The sequence below is a fragment of the Aromatoleum toluvorans genome (assembly GCF_012910905.1).
Classification (GTDB): Bacteria; Pseudomonadota; Gammaproteobacteria; order Burkholderiales; family Rhodocyclaceae; genus Aromatoleum; species Aromatoleum toluvorans.
On the sequence record NZ_WTVN01000020.1, the window covers coordinates 1 to 19,455 of the forward strand.

The window sequence follows — 19,455 nt, forward strand, 5'->3', positions numbered from 1 at the left end:
GGCTGGTGGTTGCGCGACGCGTTGCAGGAGGCGCTGGCAGCGATGAGCCGTCACGGCACGAGGGTGGTCGTCATCGTCGCGCTGGCGCTTGCGGGCTGGCTGGCGTGGAAGCTGTGGCAGCGCTACCGCTTCGAGAAGCTCGCGGCGATCCCGCATGTGACGCCGCTGGAGCTGGTGGAAGCGCTGGCGTCCGAGGCGCCGCCGCTGCTGCTCGACCTGCGCAGTGCGGCGATGGTCGCCGAGACCGGCCCGATCGCCGGCGCGCGCGCGGCGGACGTCGAGAAGCTGCTGGACGCAGTGGGCGACTGGCCGCGCGAGCGGCCCGTCGTGACGATGTGCGCATGCCCTGCGGATGCGACCGCGGTGCGTGCCGCGCGCGTGTTGAGCGAACTCGGATATGTCGCCGTGCGCCCGCTCAAGGGCGGCTACGAGGCCTGGCTCGCCGCGAATCGCCCGACCTGAGCGGGGCGGCCGCTACTCGAACAGCGCGCCGACGCTTTCGCCGCTGTGGATGCGCTCGATCGCCGCGGCGAAGAGCGGCGCGACGGTGAGCTGGGTGATCTTGTCGAGGTGCTTGCCCGGCGGCATATGCACGGTGTTGGTGACGACGATCGACTCGATCGGCGCGTTGCGCAGCCGTTCGATCGCCGGGCCGCACAGCACCGCATGCACCGCGCCGGCGTGGATCGAGCGCGCGCCGGCGGCCTTCAGCGTGGCGATCGTCGACAGCAGCGTGCCGCCGGTCGAGATCTCGTCCTCGAAGATCACGACGTCGCGCCCCTTCACGTCGCCGACGACTTCGCCGTGCGTGACGTTGGTGTCGCTGACGCGGCGCTTGTCGATGATCGCCATCGGGATGCCCAGGCGCTCCGAGAAACGCCCGACGCGCTTCGCGCCCCCGGCATCGGTCGCGCACGCGACCATGTGTGCGAGGTCGTAGTTGCGGCGGAAGTGGTCGGCGATGGTGGGGATCGCGGTGAGGTGGTCGACTGGCACCGAGAAGAAGCCGTGCACCTGGTCGGCGTGCAGGTCCATCGTCAGCACGCGGTTCGCGCCCGCGGTCTGCAGCATGTCGGCGATCAGGCGCCCGGTGATCGAGATGCGCGGGGCGTCCTTCTTGTCGGAGCGCGCGTAGGAATAGTAGGGGATCACCGCGGTGACGCGCCGCGCCGACGCGCTGCGCAGCGCATCGAGCGTGATCATCAGCTCCATGATGTGGTCGCTGACGGGCTCGGTGAAGGATTGCACGACGAAGACGTCGCGCTCGCGCACGTTCTCGCGGATCTGCACATGCAGGTTGTCGTTGGAGAAGCGCGAGATTTCGAGCGGGCTCAGCGCCAGCCCGAGGTGGTCGCAGATCTCGGTGGCCAGCGCGCGGTTGGAGTGGCACGCAAAGATGCGCAGGGCGTCGTTCATCGCATTCGCTCCGGTGACGATCGTGCCGCGCCGCGGGGCCGGCGCAACATCTCGTTGCGAATTGTAGCCGCCGCAGCCGGTGCGCGGCGCAATGCGGTGAAGTTCTACGCCGATGCAGCTCGCGCCCGTACGCGCCGTGGCTTCCGGGGGCGCTGCGCGCAGTGAAGCGCGCGGCCTGGGGCCTCAGGCGCGCGGGGTCTGGTGCTCGAAGTAGGCGGCCCACTCGGCGCGGCTGATCTTGCCGTCGCGATCGGTGTCGATGTCGCCGAAGTACTTCACCAACGGCCCCGAGGCGCGCGCTTCGATGCCGTCGATGCGGCCATCACCGTCGCGGTCGAGCAGGCCGAAGACGTAGTTCGCGTCCGGCTCGGGCTCGGTCGAGCGCTGCGGCTGCGTGTCAACGGCAACGGGAGTGAAGGCCCCGGCGGCGCCGGCGACCAGGGGGGTGAGCACGCTCAGCGAGAGAGCGGCGCAGATCAGGCGTTGTGTCAGCAAGCTTCTTCTCCATCCGGGGGAAACACGGCCGCCACTTTGCAGGCGTCCGGGCCGTCATGGAAAAGTGATTTGTATCAAGGTGTTGACCGCGTGGGCATGATCGCCGAGCGGCGCGCGTGAGCAAGACCGCCGCCACGCGGCGACGGCGCGGCCGGCCCGTGCGCCAGGATCCGCGTCCGGTGCGGCGTTACACCGTTCAGCGATAGAGCAGGAAGGCTTCGCGCGCCGCCGTCCAGGCGGTCTCGTCGGGGACGGTCAGCGCGTCGAGGTCGGCCGGTGTCGCGGCCGGATCGTCGACCCATTGCCGCAGCAGTTCGCTGCCGTTGATGAGGTCGATGGCGAGGCGGTCGTGTTCGTACTCGTAGGGGAAGTCGCGCCACAGCGGGTAGTCGGGCTGCAGGCGGCGCAACGCCTTGAATGCGAGCGCCTGCAGGCGCCACGGGCGGAAGGCGGCGTGGCCGTAGTGCATGGGGTCTTCGACGTGGATCTGCAGGCCGCTGCACAGCTTGCCGGCGTGCTTGTGGAAGGTGGGCTCGAACCAGCACTCGCGCAGCACGCAGCCGGCGAGCCAGTGCGGGGCGAGGCGCTGCATCTCGGCGCGGAGCGCGCGCGCGTCGATGTCGGGGGCGCCGAAGAGCTCCAGCGGGCGCGTCGTGCCGCGGCCTTCGGACAGCGTCGTGCCTTCCAGCATCACGGTGCCGGCATAGGCGCGCGCCATCGACAGGTTGGGTGCGTTGGGGCTGGGATTGACCCAGCTGCGCTCGCCCAGCGGCCACCCGTGGCCGGGCGCGGCGTCCGGCTGCCAGCCGTCCATCGCGATCACCTCGCACTCGACGTCGAGTCGCAGCGTCGCGACGAACCAGCGCGCGAGCTCGCCCATCGTCAGGCCATGGCGCATCGGCAGCGGGCCGGCGCCGACGAAGCTCTCCCAGCCGGGGCGCAGCGCGAGGCCTTCGGCCGGCCGGCCGGCGGGGTTGGGGCGGTCGAGCACCCACACGGCCTTGCCGTGGCGCGCCGCGGCTTCCAGCACGTAGCGCAGCGTCGTGATGAAGGTGTAGATGCGGCAGCCGAGGTCCTGCAGGTCGACCAGCAGCACGTCGAAGCTGTCCATCATCGCGTCGGTGGGGCGCCGCACCTCGCCGTACAGGCTGAAGACGGGGATGCCGTGCAGCGGGTCGATGAAGTCGGGCGACTCGACCATGTTGTCCTGCTTGTCGCCGCGCAGGCCGTGCTGCGGGCCGAAGGCGGCGCTGAGCCGGATGTCGGGCAGGGCCGCGAGCGCGTCGAGCGAATGCGTGAGGTCGCGCGTGACCGAGGCGGGGTGGGCGAGCAGGGCGACGCGGCGGCCGGCGAGCGGGCGGCGCAGCGCGGGGTCTGCGAGCAGGCGGTCGAGGCCGAACCGGATGGAAGCGGTCATGGGTGTTCCGGTGGTACGCGACGCGCTCAGGGCCGAACGAGCGTCAGCGTGAAGGCGTCGCGGTGGTGGAAGTCGGGCCGGGCACCGGGGTGGTGCAGCGCCCAATAGGATAGCGTGCCGTCGGCCGCTTCGACGACTGTCGCGAGTCCGATCTGCAGCACGGCGCCGTCGGGCAGCGCCGTCGGCGCCAGCGTCGCGTCCAGCGCCAGCACGTCGCCACGTCGCTCGAGTGTGAGCGCCGGGGGCGGCAGCGGCACGACCGCGGAGGCGCGCACGCGATAAGCGTCGAAGTCGTAGATCGCCCAGCGGCCCGACGGCGAGAAGTTGAACTCGCGGTACGTGCTGCTGCCCGCGACGCCGACGAAGGCCTCGCAGCAGGTGTGCGCCCACAGGCCGTCGGCCGCGGCGGGCGGCAGGGGGGCGGGGACGAGGATGCGGTCGATGGCGCCGCGCAGTTCGAAATGCAGGTGCAGCGCGCCGTCCGGCCGCTGCCGCAGATCTGCGCCGAGTTCCGTGATCGGGCTGCCCGGCGTCTGCGGATGCGGCCGCAGCGCGAGCGTGTGGCGGGTGCTCATTCGCGCGTGAAGCGTTCGAGCGCCAGCGTCATCGACAGGTACACGCTCGGGCTGACGGGATTGACCGGGGCGTTGCTGCCGGTCGCAACCAGCTGGGCGGCCTGCTGGCTGCGGTCGGCGATCTCCTGGTGGCGCTTGCCGAGGTTCAGGGCCGTCAGCGCGAACTGCACCGAGTGACCGTTGATGCGCGTCGTATGGCTGAGGTTCGCATCGACCGTCGTGTATGGGCGCGCCACGTAGCGGAAGCTCGGGACGAAGCCGTCGCCGCCGGCGAGCGGTCCCATGCGCAGGACGCTGAGCATGCTCTTCCAGCCGCGCCCCCAGTCCTGCAGCCAGCTCAGGCTGGCCGTGTAGGGGGCGCTGCGCTCCTCGATGCCGGGTTCGCGGCTGCTGCGGTCGACGATGCTGTGCGCGAGGCGCAGTTCCGTGCCGTTGCGCGGACGCGTCGACAGCTCGTATTCGATGCCGCGCAATCGTACCGTCGAATCGAGGTTCTCGTAGCGCGTCGAGCCGAGGCTGAACGGGAAGGGGCTGCGGCTCGGCGACAGGAGCGGCGCGGGCGTCGGGTCGGGTTGCGGCACGCGCACGATGAAGTCGTGGATGTGCTCGTCGAACACGCGCACGTCGAGTGTCGTGCTCCATGTGTCGAAGCGCCCGAAATAGCCGGCCTCGGTGGCATGGATGCGCGTTTGCCGGAGATCCGGATTGGGCAGGAAGGGGCGGACGAGCACCTCGCCGCTCGCCGGGTCGATCGCGCGGATGTCGCCGAAGCGCTCGAACACGTTGTGCTGGCGGAAGGCGCGCGAATAGCCGGCGCGCAGCGTGTGTCCCGGCACGACTTGCCAGTTCGCGAACGCGCGCGGGCTGAAATGCGTCTCCGCGCCGGAGTAGCGCTCCTGCGCGCCGCCGACGTTGAGCGTCACGGTGTCGAGGACGCGCCATTCGACGTCGCCGAACAGGCGGTACAGGTATTGCGCGTCCGGGTTGCCGCCGAAGAACAGGAAGGGCGAGTCGACCTCCTCGCGCTGCGCCTCGCCGCCCCACACGAACTGGAGGTCGCTCCGCGGGGCGCTGCGGCGTTGCACCTCGATGCTGTCGCGCGTGCTGGTACGGTTGCGTTCGAGCGGCACGGCCGGGAAGAACGGCGGCGCGCTCGCGCGCCATTCGTCGCGGATGCGCTCGTGGTTGCGGTAGTAATTGACCAGCCACTCGTCGTCGGTGGTGTCGTTGTGCTGCCACTGCAGATGCACGGTATGGCTGTCGTTGCGGCTGTCGCGCAAGGCGTTGTTGCCGAACACCGACCCGGCGTAGCCCTCGCCGCGCAGGCCCGTGTTCGCCGCGACGCGCATCAGCAGGCTGTCGTGCGGCGAGAGCTGGAGGTCGCCGCGCAGCGAGAACGTGTCGGTATGGCGCGAGTCGCTCAGGTGCCCGAAGCCGGCATCGCGCTGCGTCGCGGCGCTCGCCCGCAGCGTCAGCGGGGCCTCGCCGCCGCTCCAGGTGAATTGCGCATCGCGCACCTGGTCCGCGCCGGCGCGGATGCCGACGGACATTCCCCGGCCTTCCGCGCTGTGCCGGGTGATGATGTTGATGACGCCGAGGAAGGCGTTCGCGCCGAAGCTCGTCGCATTGGTGCCGCGCACGACCTCGATGCGGTCGATCTCGTCCAGCGTCACGGCGAGTCCGGTCCAGTCCAGGCCGCCGAAGGCGCTCGGTGTGATGACGGAGCGGCCGTCGATCAGCACCTGCATTTCCGTCGGAAAATCATTGGACAGGCCGTGGTAGGTCACCCACTGCCGGTGGCCCCGCTCCTGGCCGACCTGCATGCCGGCGACCAGGCGCATCACGCGCGCGAGGTCGCGGTAGCCGGTGGCGGCGATCAGCTCGCGATCGATGACCGTGACCGCGCCGGGCACCTCTTGCAGGGGCTGCGGCAGGCGTGTCGCGCTCAGCACCAGCGGCAGCTCCTCGAAATACGAATCCCCGGCAAATGCCGTGGCCGAGCCCATCGCGCTGCAGGCGAGCGCCATGCACAGACCGGGAAGCGGGATCGGTAGGGCAGTCACGGGAATCGTGGTTCTGGTGCGGCAGATGCAAAGCATGGAAGCATACCGTGTTCGCCATGCGAATGGTGATGGTCGAACAGTGCGATCGACTATCTGTAGGCTCGCACCGCGAACCCGCTTGTAATAGTTCGTTGCGGCCGGGGGGCGCCGGGCAGGGTGCGCCTTCGCGCTGCCGGCATGACGCCTCTGGCGCCACGTGGGGCCCGGCGGTGCAGGCTGCCGCTCAACGCTTGTAACACTGCCCCTGTGCCGCGAGGGAACGCAGAGGACAAAATCGCGTCCCATTGTGAGTACAACGGCCGGTGGCCGGGTGCCTGTGCGTCGAAAAGCGAGGCAAGGAGTACGTCATGAACATTCGAACTGGCATTTCTGCGATCGTTGTCGTGCTGGCGACGAGCGCCTGTGCGACGTGGGATGGCATGTCCGCGCGCGAGAAGAGCGCCGTGGTCGGGGCCGGGGTCGGCGGTGTCGCCGGGTCCGTGCTCAGCGACGGCGGGGTGCTCGGCACGGTCGGCGGTGCGGCGATCGGCGGCGTCATCGGCGACCAGGTCGGCAAGAACCGCCGGCGCTGACCGCGCCTCCGGCCGCGTGCCGGCCGGCGTCAATCAGGAATTGCGGAACCCGCGCTGCGGTTCCGCAATTCGGTATTCCTGCGGTGGGCGTGTTATACAGGCGGGATCGTCAATTAACGAACCGCCATGATCGAATTCCTCACCGACCCGCAGCTCATCGTCGCCTTCCTGACCCTCACCGCACTCGAGCTGGTGCTGGGCATCGACAACATCATCTTCATCTCGATCCTCGTCGACAAGCTGCCGCCCGAGCGGCGTGCGTTCGCGCGTCGCCTCGGCCTGTTCCTCGCGATGTTCATGCGCCTCGCGCTGCTGTCCATCCTCGCGTGGCTCGCCGGCCTCAATCAGGCACTGTTCGAGCTGTTCGGCCACGGCTTCTCGGCGCGCGACCTGATCCTGCTCGGCGGCGGCCTGTTCCTGGTGTGGAAGAGCACCGGCGAGATCCACCAGCTGATGGAAGGCGAGGAAGGCGAGGCGTCGTCGGCCGTCAAGGCGACCTTCACCGCGGTGATCATGCAGATCATCGTCATCGACCTGGTGTTCTCGCTCGACTCGATCATCACTGCGATCGGCATGGTGAACAACCTCACCGTGATGATGGCGGCCGTGGTGGCGTCGGTCGGACTGATGATGGTGGCCTCGGCGCCGATCGGCAACTTCGTCTCCGATCACCCGACCGTGAAGATGCTCGCGCTGTCCTTCCTGATGGTGGTCGGCGTCGTGCTGCTCGCCGAAGGTTTCGGCCACCACGTGCCGAAGGGCTACATCTACTCGGCGATGGCCTTCTCGGTGGCCGTCGAGATGCTCAACATCCGCATGCGCAAGCGTGCGGCGAAGCCGGTGGTGCTGCACGAGCCCTACGTCGCAGAGAAGCAGCCGGCACGCTGATACAGGCAGGGACGCCGGGGAAACCCGGCGCAATCGACGGCGGTGCGAAGGGTCAGCCTTTCGCGCCGCCGTTGCCGTTTACGCCCTGTTCGCGCTCCTCGCGCGCAACCGCGGAAAGATCGCGCAGGTACCAGGCCGCATAGCCGAATCCCGCTGCCGCCACCAGCGCGGTGAACATCAGCTTGCTGTCGAAGGGCACGCCGGCGGCGAGATTCGCGATGACGACGTAGCCGAGGTAGAAAGCGGCGACGAGGCCGCCGAGGATGCGGGTGAGGGCGAAGACCTTGCGCTGACGGAGCGTGGGGGCGGCTTTGGGCATGGCGGGCGGATTCCGGTGGGAAGGCGGGGCTGAACTGGCGCGCATCATCGCAGATTTCCGCCGCTTTGCTGCCATTGGCCGGTGGTGCGGCCTAGTTCCTTGATAGAATTGCGTTTGTCCCGCCGCGCCGATTCCGGCCGGCGGCTTTGTTTTTTGCGAACCGATCATGGCCGACATCCCCTACCCGCCCGAACTGATGCGCGACGTCGCGAAGCGCCGCACCTTCGGCATCATCTCCCACCCCGACGCCGGCAAGACCACGCTGACCGAGAAGCTGCTGCTGTTCGGCGGCGCGATCCAGCTCGCCGGCACCGTCAAGGCGCGCAAGAGCGCCCGCCACGCGACCTCAGACTGGATGGAAGTCGAAAAGCAGCGCGGCATCTCGGTGACCAGCTCGGTGATGCAGTTCGAGTACCAGGGGCACACCATCAACCTGCTCGACACCCCGGGCCACCAAGACTTCTCGGAAGACACCTACCGCGTGCTCACCGCCGTCGATGCGGCGGTGATGGTGATCGATGCCGCCAAGGGCGTCGAGGCGCAGACGATCAAGCTGCTCGAGGTGTGCCGCCTGCGCAACACGCCGATCATCACCTTCGTGAACAAGATGGACCGCGAGGTGCGCGAGACCTTCGACCTGCTGCAGGAGATCGAGGAGGTGCTGAAGATCGACTGTGCGCCGATCACCTGGCCGATCGGCATGGGCAAGACCTTCCGCGGCGTGTATCACCTGCTCGAGGATCGCGTGCTGCGCTTCACCGCGGGCGAGGAAAAGCGCAGCGAGGGCGAGCTCATCAAGGGCATCGTGAACGCCCAGCTCGACGAGCTGTTCCCGCTCGAAGTCGGCAAGCTGCGCGACGATGTCGACCTGATCCAGGGCGCGTCGACCCCGTTCTCGCTCGGCGACTTCCTCGCCGGCAAGCAGACGCCGGTGTTCTTCGGCTCCGGTATCAACAACTTCGGCGTGCAGGAGATCCTGCAGGCGCTGATCGACTGGGCGCCGCCGCCGCAGCCCCGCGTTGCCGGCGTAAATTCGGCGGGCGTGAGCGACAGCGACACGCGCCTCGTGCAGCCCGCCGAAGCGCCCTTCAGCGGCTTCGTGTTCAAGATCCAGGCCAACATGGACCCCAAGCACCGCGACCGCATCGCCTTCTTCCGCATCTGCTCGGGGCGCTACACCTCGGGCATGAAGGTCAAGCACGTGCGCGCGGGCCGCGACATGAAGCTCGCCAACGCGCTGACCTTCATGGCGAATGAACGGGTATTGATGGAAGACGGCGTCGCCGGCGACATCATCGGCATCCACAACCACGGCCAGCTGCACATCGGCGACACCCTCACCGAAGGCGAGAGCCTCGGCTTCAAGGGCATCCCGTACTTCTCGCCGGAACTCTTCAGCGCCGCGCGCCTGCGCGACCCGCTCAAGTCCAAGCAGTTGCAGAAGGGCTTGCAGGAACTCGGCGAGGAGGGTGCGATCCAGGTGTTCGAGCAGGAAGGCGGCAACATGCTGCTGGGTGCGGTCGGCCAGCTGCAGTTCGAGGTCGTCGCGCAGCGCCTGAAGGACGAGTACAAGGTCGACGCGATCTTCGAATCGGCCGACATCCACACCGCGCGCTGGCTCACCTTCCCCGACGACGTGACGCGGCGCAACTTCGAGCGCGAACAGGCGATGCGCATCGGCAAGGACGTCGATGGCAACCCGGTGTATCTCGCCTCCAGCCGCTACAACCTCGAAGTGACGATGGAGAAGTGGCCCAAGGTCGGCTTCCACGCGACGCGCGAGCACGGCCAGGTGCTGGCCTGAGCGGAGGGGAATGAGGCGGCGGATACCGCGCTGCAGCATGGCGCGGCTGTTTCCTTCATACAACATGCGTATCTGAAAGGCGTGCCGATGCTGGATAATCCCCGCATCACATGCATCCGGGCGTCAACGTGTCAGGCAACGACAAACCGCAACGGCGGGGGTGGTTCAGAGCGCTGCGGCGCACGCTGTTCTGGCTGTGTTTCCTGGCGGTCGTCGTCGCCGGCGTGGCGGCCTACTACGAAAGCGAGACCTCGTGGCTGCAGTCGCGCGAGATCCCGCGCTACGCCGCGAAGCTCACCTGGGAGCTGCAGCCCGGTCCGAGCACTGCGATCCGCTTCCCCGAGCACGGGCCCTTCGACCAGCGCCTCGGCTACACGCAGCTGACGGAATTCTCCGAGCGCCTCGCCGCGCGCGATTTCGCGGTCGAGCGCCAGGCGCGCTTCTCCGACGCGCTGTTCGACTACGCCGGGCGCGGCTATTTCCCCCCGTACCCCGAAAAGACGCAAACCGGCCTGGCGGTGAGCGACGCGCGCGGCGACGCGCTGTACGCGACGCGCTACCCGATCCGCCACTACGACGCCTTCGAGAGCGTCCCCGCGCGTGTCGTGCAGAGCCTGCTGTTCATCGAGAACCGCGACCTGCTCGACCCGCAGCGCGCGCACATGAACCCGGCCGTCGATTGGGCGCGCTTCGGCCGCGCGATCTTCGCGCAGCTCGTCAAGGTCGTCGACGAGGACCTCAACACCCCGGGCGGCAGCACGCTGGCGACGCAGATCGAGAAATACCGCCACTCGCCCGACGGCGTCACGCATTCCCCGCGCGAGAAGCTGCGCCAGATGGTGTCCGCGAGCGTGCGTGCGTATCGCGACGGCGCGGACACGATGCCGGTGCGGCGCTCGCTGGTGCTCGACTACCTCAACACCGTGCCGCTCTCGGCGGCCCCCGTGTATGGCGAAGTGCATGGCCTGGGCGATGGCCTGTGGGTGTGGTTCGGGGCCGACTTCGCGCACGTGAACCGGCTGCTCGCGCAGGACGAGGCGACCGGCGAGGCGCTCGCCGAACAGGGGCTCGCGCTGCGCCAGGTGATTGCGCTGATGATCGCGCACCGCCGCCCCTCGTACTATCTCGGCCGCGGCCGCGACGACCTCGCGAAGCTGACCGACGCGCACCTGCGCATCCTCGCCGAAGGCGGGCTGATCGGCGCGGGCCTGCGCGATGCCGGACTCAAGGCGAAACTCGCGTTCCGCGATCCCGCGGTCGATCCCGCGCGCGTGCCGGTGGCGGCGGACAAGGGCTCGACGCTGGTGCGCACGCGCATCGCCGGCATGCTCGGCGTGTCGCTGTACGAGCTCGACCGCCTCGACCTGCAGGCGTCGACGACGCTGGACGGCAAGCTGCAGGAAGTCGTCACCGAATACCTGCAGCGGCTCGCCGAGCCCGACTTCGGCCGCAACGCGGGCATCATCGGCGAGCGCCTGCTCACGCCCGCCCAGCTCGACAAGGTGCATTACAGCTTCACGCTGTTCGAGCGTACCGCCGGCGGCAACCGCGTGCGCGTGCAGACCGACACCACCGACCAGCCGCTCGACATCAACGAGGGCAGCAAGCTCGAGCTCGGCTCCACCGCGAAGCTGCGCGTGCTCGCGACCTACCTCGAACTCATCTCCGAACTGCACCAGCGCCATGCGTCGCAATCGGCCGCGGAGTTGCGCGCGGTCCAGGTCGACAGCCACGACCACATCAAGCGCTGGGCGATCGACTACCTGATCGGCGCGCAGGACCGCAACCTCCCCGCGATGCTCGAGGCGGCGCTCGAGCGCTCCTATTCGGCGAGCCCCGGCGAGGCCTTCTTCACCGGCGGCGGGCTCCACACCTTCAACAACTTCCGCAAGGAAGACAACGGCCGCGTGCCGACGATCCGCCAGGCGCTGCAGGCCTCGATCAACCTGCCGTTCGTGCGCCTGATGCGCGACATCGTGCGCCACACGATGTACGAGGTGCCCGGCAGCACCGCGAAGCTGCTGCAGGACGACGACGATCCGCGCCGCAGCGAGTATCTCGCCAAGTTCGCCGACCGCGAGGCGCAGGTCTTCATGCGGCGCTTCTGGCGCAAGTACAAGGGGCAGAGCCCGGAGAAGATCCGCGCCACCTTCATGGACGGCCTGCGCCCCACCGCCGACCGCCTGGCCGCGGCGTACCGCTATCTCAATCCCGAGGCCGACCTCAAGACCTTCTCGGCCTTCGTCGCGGAGCGCCTGCCGACCGTGGAGCTGGGCGAAGACCGGCTCGCGTCCCTGTACAAGCGCTACGCCCCGGGCACCTTCGACCTGCCCGACCAGGGCTTCATCGCGCGCGTGCATCCCTTGGAACTGTGGCTTGCCGGCTACCTCGCCAACCATCCGGAGGCGAGCTACGACGAGGCGATCGCCGCGAGCAAGGCCGAGCGCCAGGCGGTGTACCGCTGGCTGTTCCGCACGCGCTACAAGGGGGCGCAGGACACGCGCATCTACACGATCCTCGAGGTCGAGGCCTTCCTCGACATCCACCGCCGCTGGGCGCGGCTGGGCTACCCGTTCAACCGCCTCGTGCCCTCGCTCGCGACGGCGCTGGGCAGCTCCGGCGACCGCCCCGCGGCGCTCGCCGAGCTGATGGGCGTCATCGTCAACGGCGGAGTGCGGCTGCAGACCGAGCGCATCGACCGCCTGCATTTCGCCGCCGGCACGCCCTACGAGACCGTGTTCGCGCGCCGGCCGGGCGAGGGCGAGCGCGTGATGTCCGCCGAGGTCGCGGCGGCGCTGCACGGCGCCCTGTCCGAGGTCGTCGAGGGCGGCACCGCACGGCGCCTTGCCGGCGCCTTCACCGCGCCCGACGGCACCCCGCTCGCGGTCGGCGGCAAGACCGGCACCGGCGACAACCGCATCGTGATCTCGGGCGGGCGCGGCCAGGTCAAGGGCGGCATCGCGATGAACCGTACCGCGACCTTCGTCTTCTACCTCGGCCCACGTCACTTCGGCACCCTGACCGCGTACGTGATCGGGCCGGACGCCGCCTCGTTCAAGTTCACCTCCGGCCTGCCGGTGCAGATCCTGAGGTCGATGGCGCCGACCCTGACGCCCTACCTGAGCCATCCCGTCGTCGATCCGGAACCGGCGCTCGTGCCGGCGACCAAGGCCGTGCCCGAAGGCGAGGGCGGGGCGGACGAGCCGGTCCGCGGCAACACGGATGCGGGCATGGCGACCGGCGAAGTGCGTCCGCTGATTCCGGCGCCGGAGGCCCCGGGCGGAGCCGCAACGGAGCGCCAGCGCCCGCAGAATTGAAAGGATTTGTGTGGGGTGTCGGCAACGGCGCCCGCATGGCCGTTGAATACTCAGGAATTCCCGCGCCGGGGGTGGGTATGTCGTGCGCCGGGTCCGTCCGCCCCGCGAGGGGTCAGTCCGGAGTAACACCAAGATGGTCAGCGACCTGATGAAGATCTTGCGCCTGATGCTGTTCCTGCCGCTGATGCTGGCCCTGGCGGGCGCGAGCGGCACGGCACTCGCCGACCCGCCCGCCCGGGTGGGCCGCCTGTCGGTCGTCGAGGGCGAAGTCGCCCTGCGGCGCGACGGCGGCCGCGACTGGGTGCGCGCGGGCGTGAACCTGCCGGTCACGACCGGCGACGAACTCGCCACCCAGCCCGATGCGCGCGCCGAAGTGCGCATCGGATCGAGCGTGCTGCGCCTCGACCAGGCGACCTCGGTCGAGGTGCGGCGCCTCGACGAGGAACGCATCCGCGTGAGGCTCAAGGAAGGCAGCGTCGCGATGCGCATCCGCAGCGCCGACCGCGAGGATGCGATCGAAGTCGAGACGCGCGACGGCATCGCCCTGCCGGCCGAGCCGGGGCAGTACCGCGTCGACTTCCTCGGCTCCGCGACCCTGGTGAGCAACCACCGCGGCCACATCGACTTCCGCACCGCCGACCGCCAGATCGCCGTGACCGAGGGACGCCGTGCGCAGTTGTGGAGCGACGGCCCGGACGAGGTGCAGTGGGACGACCCCGACCAGGATGACTTCATCGCGTGGTCGTTCGAGCGCGACGACCGCGACGACCGCGTCGCGCGCAATCGCTATGTCTCGCCCGAGATGACCGGCGCCGAGGATCTGTACGAGTACGGCGACTGGCGCGAATACGACGACTACGGTCCGGTGTGGTTCCCGCGCAGCGTGCCGTACGGCTGGGCGCCGTACCGCTACGGGCACTGGGTCTCGGTCGCCCCGTGGGGCTGGACCTGGGTGGATGACGCGCCGTGGGGCTTCGCACCCTTCCACTACGGCCGCTGGGTGCGCATCCGCGGCTCCTGGGCCTGGGTGCCCGGACGCTACATCGCGCGCCCGATCTACGCGCCGGCACTGGTCGCGTGGATCGGCTCGCCGGGCGTGAGCATCACCTATTCTTCCGGGCTGCCGAACGTCGGCTGGTTCCCGCTCGCGCCGCATGAGGTGTTCGTCCCGCATTACCGCTACAGCCCGACCTACGTGCGCCAGGTGAATATCACGCAGGTCACCAACATCGTCGAGATCGACCGCGTCGTGAAGACGCCCCAGCAGGTGCGTTATGCCTTCCGCGATCGCAGTGACGCGGTGACGCGGGTGTCGGAGCGCATCCTGCGCCCGCCCACGCCGGTCACGCTCGACGTCGAGAACCGTCGCGAACACCGCCTCAGGGAATGGGAACGGCGCGGCTTCCCGGTGCGTGAAGTGGTGCGCCAGGACGGCACGCGCGTGCGCGCCGTGCAGCCGGCCGAGGTCCAGCAGCTGCGCCAGGAGGACCAGCAACGAGTCGATCCTCGTCAGGGGCGATTCGCCGAGGGCATGCGGCAGCTGCGCGAGCGCGAGCAGCAGCAGCAACAGCAACAGCAGCAGGGCCAGCAACGCCAGCGTCCGTTCCTGAGCGACCCGCAGGACGGGCGGCGCGACCAGATTCGCCAGGAGCGCCTGGAAGCGTTGCGTCAACAACAGAACCAGAACGTGCGCGACCGTGACGAGCAGGGGCGTCGCGATGCCGCCGCCGCGCAACAGGAAGAGCAGCAGCGCCAGCGCTCGTTCCTGCGCGATCGGCTGGAGCAGCGGCGCGAAGAGGCCAGCCGCGCCCAGCGCGAGGAAGCCGACCAGCGTCGGGACGAACGCCAGCAGCGCTTCGACGCGCAACGCCAGCAGATCGAGCAGCAACGCGCCGAACGCGACCGTCAGCAGGTGCTCCAGGTGCAGGAGCAGGAGCGCCGGCGCGATTCGCTGCGCCAGCAGATGGAGCAGCAGCGCCAGCAGGAGGCGAGCGAGCGTGAGGCGCGCCGTCAGCAGTTCGGGCAGCAGCGCGAAGAACGCGACCGTCAGCAGGCGATGCAGGCGCAGGAGCAGGAGCGCAGGCGTGACGCGCTGCGCCAGCAGTTGGAGCAGCGGCAACGCGAGGCGCAGGTCCAGCAGCAGCGCCAGATCCAGCAACAGCAGCAACAGCAGCAACAGCAGCAACAGCAGCAGGCCGAGCAGCAGCGCAACCAGATGGAGCGGCTGCGCGAACGCGTGCAGCAGCAGCGGGAAGTGCAGCAGCAGGACAACCGTCGCGGCGAGGAAGAACAGCAGCAGCGGCGTCGCAGGCCCTTCGGCCAGGACGGCGAGCGGCAGTGAGTTGCAATTGACGCGGCGCGTTTTGTTGCGGTGCAGCGGTTGATTTTGGCGGGGCGAGGTTCTATCTTCTCGGGTCGCCCCTCCGAGTAGCCGTCTTGACCGCCCACCACCCCAAACTTCGCTCCGCATGGGACCGCGCCCGCCAGGTGATCCTGTTCGAGGCCGGCGGCCTCGCGCTCATCACGCCGCCGTTCGCATGGCTGAGCGGCGTGCCGATGGCCGATTCGCTGGGCCTCCTCGCCGTCGCCGCGCTGATCGCCGCGCTCTGGAACGCGGTGTATAACACCCTCTTCGACTTCATCGAAGGCCGCATCACCGGCCGCACCGCCGACCGCCGGCCGTTCGGCATGCGCGCGCTGCACGCGCTCGGCTTCGAGGGCGGGCTGCTGCTGATGACCCTGCCGGTCATCATGGCGTGGACCGGCATGGGCTGGATCGACGCGCTGGTGGCCGACCTCGGTCTGGCGACGGCGTATGTGATCTACGCCTTCGTCTTCAATCTCGCCTACGATCGCGTCTTCCCCATCGAACCGACTGCGACCGAGGCGCTCGCCCGTGCGAAGTGACGCATTCCCCACCCCGGCCATGCCGCCGCTCGTGCGCGATGCCGACCTCCGCCCCTACAACACCTTCGGCCTGCCGGCGCGCGCCGCCCGGCTCGCGACGATCGAGGATGCCGCGCAGGTCGCCGCGCTGATCGCGGGCCCCGAATGGACGCTGCCGCGCCTGATCCTCGGCGGCGGCAGCAATCTCGTGCTGACGCGCGATTTCCCCGGACTCGTGCTGAAGGTCGGGATCGCCGGGCGCCGCCTCGCCGGCGAGGACGCCGACGCGTGGTATGTCGAGGCCGGCGCGGGCGAGAACTGGCACGACTTCGTGCGCTGGACGCTGGCACAGGGCTGGCCGGGATTGGAGAACCTGTCGCTGATCCCGGGCACGGTCGGCGCCGCCCCGGTGCAGAACATCGGCGCCTACGGGCTCGAGATGGCGGAGCGCTTCCACAGCCTGCAGGCGGTTTCGCTGGAAACGGGCGCGCCGCTGCGGCTCGCGGGGGCCGACTGCCGCTTCGCCTACCGTGACAGCGTGTTCAAGCGCGAACTGGCGGGGCGCGTGCTGATCACCGCCGTCACTTTCCGCCTGCCCAAGGGCTGGCAGCCGGTCACGGGCTACGCCGACGTCGCGCGCGAGCTCGCCGCGCGGGGCATCGCCACACCGTCCGCGCTGGACGTATCGGACGCCGTCATCGCGATCCGCCGGCGCAAGCTTCCCGACCCCGCGCGCATCGGCAACGCCGGCAGCTTCTTCAAGAACCCTGTCGTCGACGCCGACCTGCTCGCGCGCCTCGACGCCGCCCATCCCGACCTGCCGCGCTACCCGCAGCCCGACAGCCGCTTCAAGCTCGCGGCCGGCTGGCTGATCGACCGTTGCGGCTGGAAGGGACGCGACCTCGGCCCCGTCGGCGCCTACGAGCAGCAGGCGCTGGTGCTGGTCAATCGCGGGGGCGCGACGGGCGCCGACGTGGAGCGCATTGCGCGGGCGATACAGGCCGACGTCTTCGCCCGCTTCGGCGTGAATCTGGAGCCCGAACCGGTGTTCGTCTGAGCGTGCGCCGGCATCCGTGGACCGGGGGCCGGAAACCATGCTCAAATGCGGGTTTTGCCATCGGCATGACCGCGAGTCGCCATGGCCCGCCACTCTTCCCGGGGGAAACGAACATGATCCGGAGCCGTCTGGCTCTCGTCGCGGCGCTGCTGATCGGCGCCAGCACCGGCACGGCATTCGCCGGCAACGACGCGGTGATGCAATTGATCGGAAAGGCGGCGGCCGATTCGGCAACCCGTGCAGCCCTCGTTCACGAAGGCGACACGGCCGCTTTCTTCTGCAAGAACTGCCATGGCGACAAGGGCATCGCCCGCAATCCCGAGGTCCCCAATCTCGCCAGCCAGAGTCCGGTCTACGTCGTCAGCCAGATCGACGCCTTCCTGTCGGGCAAGCGCCGCAACGAGTTCATGCAGGGCCTGATGAAGGTCCTGGGCGACCGTGAGAAGGCCGCCATCGCGCTGTTCTACGCGAATCAGCCGGCGGCACCTGCCGTCACCCCGGCACCGCCCGCGGCGACCGCCGGGGCGGATCATTACAAGCGCCTGTGCGTGTCCTGCCATCAGGCGGACGGCCACGGCACCGAGACCTTCGCGCGCATCGCGGGCCAGCAACCCGCTTACCTGCGCGTGAGCCTCAAGCGCTACCTCACCCGCAGCGGCGAGCGCACCAACGCGGAAATGAGCACCGCCGTCGGTCAGCTCGGCGAGGCGAACATCGAGTCGGTCGTCCAGTATCTCGCGAGCCTCAAGTAGGCGGGCGCGCCCCACTGCGCCAGGCAACCCGCGGTTCGCCTCAGTCCGCCCGATGTGCGGTGGCGATGCCGCCGGCCGTGACGCAGGCGGCGACGCCGGTGGCGATCTCCTCGGCCATGCGCTGCTGGCGGTCCGGGTCGCGCAGGAGCAGTTCCTCGTCGCGGTGCTTGATCACGCCGGCCTCGAACAGCACCGCAGGCTGGCGGGCGCGGTACAGCACGACGAGATTGTCGTAATAGTGGATCGCAAGCTGCGCGTCGGCCGTTTCGCGGCGGATGCGGTTCTTGTCCGTGGGGACGAAGCCGGCGCGCTGCAGCCGCAGGCCGATCGCCGACGCGCACGTCAGGCTCGCGTCGGGGTCCGGATTGTTGCGTGACACGAAGAGCGAATGCCCCGCCCACAGGTCGCTGAAATCCCGCGGCATCCCCTCCCATTCCCACGGCGTGAGGTAGCGCTCGCTGACCGAGTCGTGGTGGATCGAAATCAGGAAATCCGCGTCGGCAGCGCGGGCAGGCCGGGCCTGCAGCGATTCGATGCGGCCGTCGGCGTTGATCAGTTCGGCGCGCAGGCCGAGGCGTTCGAGCGCCGCAACGACGCGCCCGGCGAGCTCGCGATTGAACTCGAATTCCGCGCGGCCGCGCGCACTGGTGGCGCCGGGGGCGGCGAGGGTGTGGCCGACATCGACGGCGATGACGGGGATCTGCTGTGCCTGTGCGGGGCCGGGCGACATAAGTGCCAAGGCCACTGCACCGACGGCGCTCCACCGCGGCTGACATTCGGGAAGTCGGTGGCACCGTGACGTAGTCACCAAAGTGTCCATGGGCGTAACGTTCGCGCGAGCATGCTTCGGAAAGGCATCATCGCACGTGGGTGGCCATGATTCGTACACTGATCGCAATTCGTCCCCGTGTACGGGGAATCTCCGTCGCGTCGTTCGATTTACCCCCACACCACGCCCGCGGGGAACGCCCCACGAGTACGCGGACGACATGCGCGGCCGGCGGTTCATCCCCACGCCCGTGGGGAACGCGACGAGAACCCCGATACCGCCCCCGTGAGGTTCGGTTCATCCCCACGCCCGTGGGGAACGCTTGAAAAAGTCGCCTCGTCCAATTGCCGTTGCCGGTTCATCCCCACGCCCGTGGGGAACGCCGCGCCAGCGGGCCACCTACGGGCTTCTCATCCGGTTCATCCCCACGCCCGTGGGGAACGCTTTTCAGCACAGAATGAGAGAATGAAGACGCGCGGTTCATCCCCACGCCCGTGGGGAACGCGCCTGCGGAAAGAGACCGCCAGGCTGCGAGGCCGGTTCATCCCCACGCCCGTGGGGAACGCTCGCTCCATGCTCCAAGCCGCGCGTTCCAGTCCGGTTCATCCCCACGCCCGTGGGGAACGCCGCTCGCCGGTCCATCGCACCCACTGCGGATCCGGTTCATCCCCACGCCCGTGGGGAACGCCCGGCAAGACCGAGAACGATGAATTCCTGATGCGGTTCATCCCCACGCCCGTGGGGAACGCGCACACGCGCCCGTCCGTGATCGCCTGCGCGACGGTTCATCCCCACGCCCGTGGGGAACGCTTCACGATGGCGTGGGCGTCTCAGTGCGCAATGCGGTTCATCCCCACGCCCGTGGGGAACGCCCTGGATCTGGTCGGCCGGGCTCACCTCGTGGCGGTTCATCCCCACGCCCGTGGGGAACGCTGGCGTTCGCGCTCGTATTGATCGAGTAGCGCCGGTTCATCCCCACGCCCGTGGGGAACGCTCGATCCACGGCAGATCGATGCCGAGCACGCGCGGTTCATCCCCACGCCCGTGGGGAACGCTCGCTACCGACCGTGCTGGCAAGGTCAATCACCGGTTCATCCCCACGCCCGTGGGGAACGCGTCACGGAA

Annotated in this window: 16 protein-coding genes and 1 CRISPR repeat array (1 of these 17 only partly in view); of the genes, 9 read left to right on the forward strand and 7 right to left on the reverse strand. The window is 69.2% G+C overall.

The window, feature by feature from the left end:
• A partial coding sequence (locus GPA22_RS13550; RefSeq protein ID WP_281374131.1) for a rhodanese-like domain-containing protein occupies window positions 1-462 on the forward strand: 462 nt, incomplete at its 5' end.
• 12 nt (window positions 463-474) lie between these two features.
• Here the strand turns inward: GPA22_RS13550 and GPA22_RS13555 are convergent.
• From GPA22_RS13555 to GPA22_RS13575, 5 genes are all read right to left on the reverse strand, one after another.
• Window positions 475-1,416: a ribose-phosphate diphosphokinase gene (locus tag GPA22_RS13555; protein WP_169256599.1), complete on the reverse strand. Its 942-nt coding sequence runs from the start codon at window positions 1,414-1,416 to the stop codon at window positions 475-477.
• A 183-nt stretch (window positions 1,417-1,599) separates the two neighbouring features.
• The gene (locus tag GPA22_RS13560; protein WP_169256600.1) at window positions 1,600-1,911 is read right to left on the reverse strand and encodes an EF-hand domain-containing protein; all 312 of its coding nucleotides are present in this window, start codon (window positions 1,909-1,911) and stop codon (window positions 1,600-1,602) included.
• Window positions 1,912-2,107: 196 nt separating this feature from the next.
• The gene (locus GPA22_RS13565; RefSeq protein ID WP_169256601.1) at window positions 2,108-3,328 is read right to left on the reverse strand and encodes an exo-beta-N-acetylmuramidase NamZ family protein; all 1,221 of its coding nucleotides are present in this window, start codon (window positions 3,326-3,328) and stop codon (window positions 2,108-2,110) included.
• A 26-nt stretch (window positions 3,329-3,354) separates the two neighbouring features.
• Window positions 3,355-3,903: a DOMON-like domain-containing protein gene (locus GPA22_RS13570; protein ID WP_169256602.1), complete on the reverse strand. Its 549-nt coding sequence runs from the start codon at window positions 3,901-3,903 to the stop codon at window positions 3,355-3,357.
• Window positions 3,900-5,966: a TonB-dependent receptor plug domain-containing protein gene (locus GPA22_RS13575; protein WP_343036053.1), complete on the reverse strand. Its 2,067-nt coding sequence runs from the start codon at window positions 5,964-5,966 to the stop codon at window positions 3,900-3,902. The genes GPA22_RS13570 and GPA22_RS13575 overlap by 4 nt, the downstream gene beginning before the upstream one ends.
• Before the next feature lie 347 nt (window positions 5,967-6,313).
• On the opposite strand from GPA22_RS13575, the gene GPA22_RS13580 reads away from it, so the two are divergent.
• Both GPA22_RS13580 and GPA22_RS13585 read left to right on the forward strand, forming a co-directional pair.
• Window positions 6,314-6,538: a glycine zipper 2TM domain-containing protein gene (locus GPA22_RS13580; RefSeq protein WP_169256604.1), complete on the forward strand. Its 225-nt coding sequence runs from the start codon at window positions 6,314-6,316 to the stop codon at window positions 6,536-6,538.
• A gap of 126 nt (window positions 6,539-6,664) precedes the next feature.
• The gene (locus GPA22_RS13585; protein ID WP_169256605.1) at window positions 6,665-7,426 is read left to right on the forward strand and encodes a TerC family protein; all 762 of its coding nucleotides are present in this window, start codon (window positions 6,665-6,667) and stop codon (window positions 7,424-7,426) included.
• Between the two features lie 52 nt (window positions 7,427-7,478).
• Here GPA22_RS13585 and GPA22_RS13590 read toward each other — a convergent pair whose 3' ends face one another.
• Window positions 7,479-7,745 (reverse strand): hypothetical protein, encoded by a 267-nt coding sequence (locus tag GPA22_RS13590; protein WP_169256606.1) that lies wholly within the window; start codon window positions 7,743-7,745, stop codon window positions 7,479-7,481.
• 166 nt (window positions 7,746-7,911) lie between these two features.
• Here GPA22_RS13590 and GPA22_RS13595 point away from each other — a divergent pair, with 166 nt between their 5' ends.
• The 6 genes from GPA22_RS13595 (at window position 7,912) to GPA22_RS13620 (ending at window position 17,561) form a co-directional block, all read left to right on the forward strand.
• Complete coding sequence (locus tag GPA22_RS13595; RefSeq protein ID WP_169256607.1) at window positions 7,912-9,549, forward strand: peptide chain release factor 3; 1,638 nt, start codon at window positions 7,912-7,914, stop codon at window positions 9,547-9,549.
• A gap of 110 nt (window positions 9,550-9,659) precedes the next feature.
• On the forward strand, window positions 9,660-12,866 hold the full coding sequence (locus GPA22_RS13600; protein WP_169256608.1) for a transglycosylase domain-containing protein: 3,207 nt from the start codon (window positions 9,660-9,662) through the stop codon (window positions 12,864-12,866).
• A gap of 133 nt (window positions 12,867-12,999) precedes the next feature.
• Window positions 13,000-15,207 (forward strand): DUF6600 domain-containing protein, encoded by a 2,208-nt coding sequence (locus GPA22_RS13605; protein WP_169256609.1) that lies wholly within the window; start codon window positions 13,000-13,002, stop codon window positions 15,205-15,207.
• A gap of 95 nt (window positions 15,208-15,302) precedes the next feature.
• A complete protein-coding gene (locus tag GPA22_RS13610) occupies window positions 15,303-15,773 on the forward strand; it encodes a PACE efflux transporter (RefSeq protein ID WP_169256610.1) in 471 nt (156 codons plus the stop codon).
• A gap of 19 nt (window positions 15,774-15,792) precedes the next feature.
• A complete protein-coding gene (murB, locus tag GPA22_RS13615; protein WP_169256678.1) occupies window positions 15,793-16,809 on the forward strand; it encodes a UDP-N-acetylmuramate dehydrogenase in 1,017 nt (338 codons plus the stop codon).
• A 113-nt stretch (window positions 16,810-16,922) separates the two neighbouring features.
• The gene (locus GPA22_RS13620; RefSeq protein ID WP_169256611.1) at window positions 16,923-17,561 is read left to right on the forward strand and encodes a c-type cytochrome; all 639 of its coding nucleotides are present in this window, start codon (window positions 16,923-16,925) and stop codon (window positions 17,559-17,561) included.
• A gap of 40 nt (window positions 17,562-17,601) precedes the next feature.
• Here the strand turns inward: GPA22_RS13620 and GPA22_RS13625 are convergent, their stop codons facing one another.
• Window positions 17,602-18,291, reverse strand: coding sequence for an N-acetylmuramoyl-L-alanine amidase family protein (locus GPA22_RS13625; RefSeq protein ID WP_246264365.1), 690 nt, complete (start codon window positions 18,289-18,291; stop codon window positions 17,602-17,604).
• 271 nt (window positions 18,292-18,562) lie between these two features.
• A CRISPR array of direct repeats spans window positions 18,563-19,455; the repeat unit is 29 nt; unit sequence CGGTTCATCCCCACGCCCGTGGGGAACGC; it runs 5,301 nt beyond the window's last position.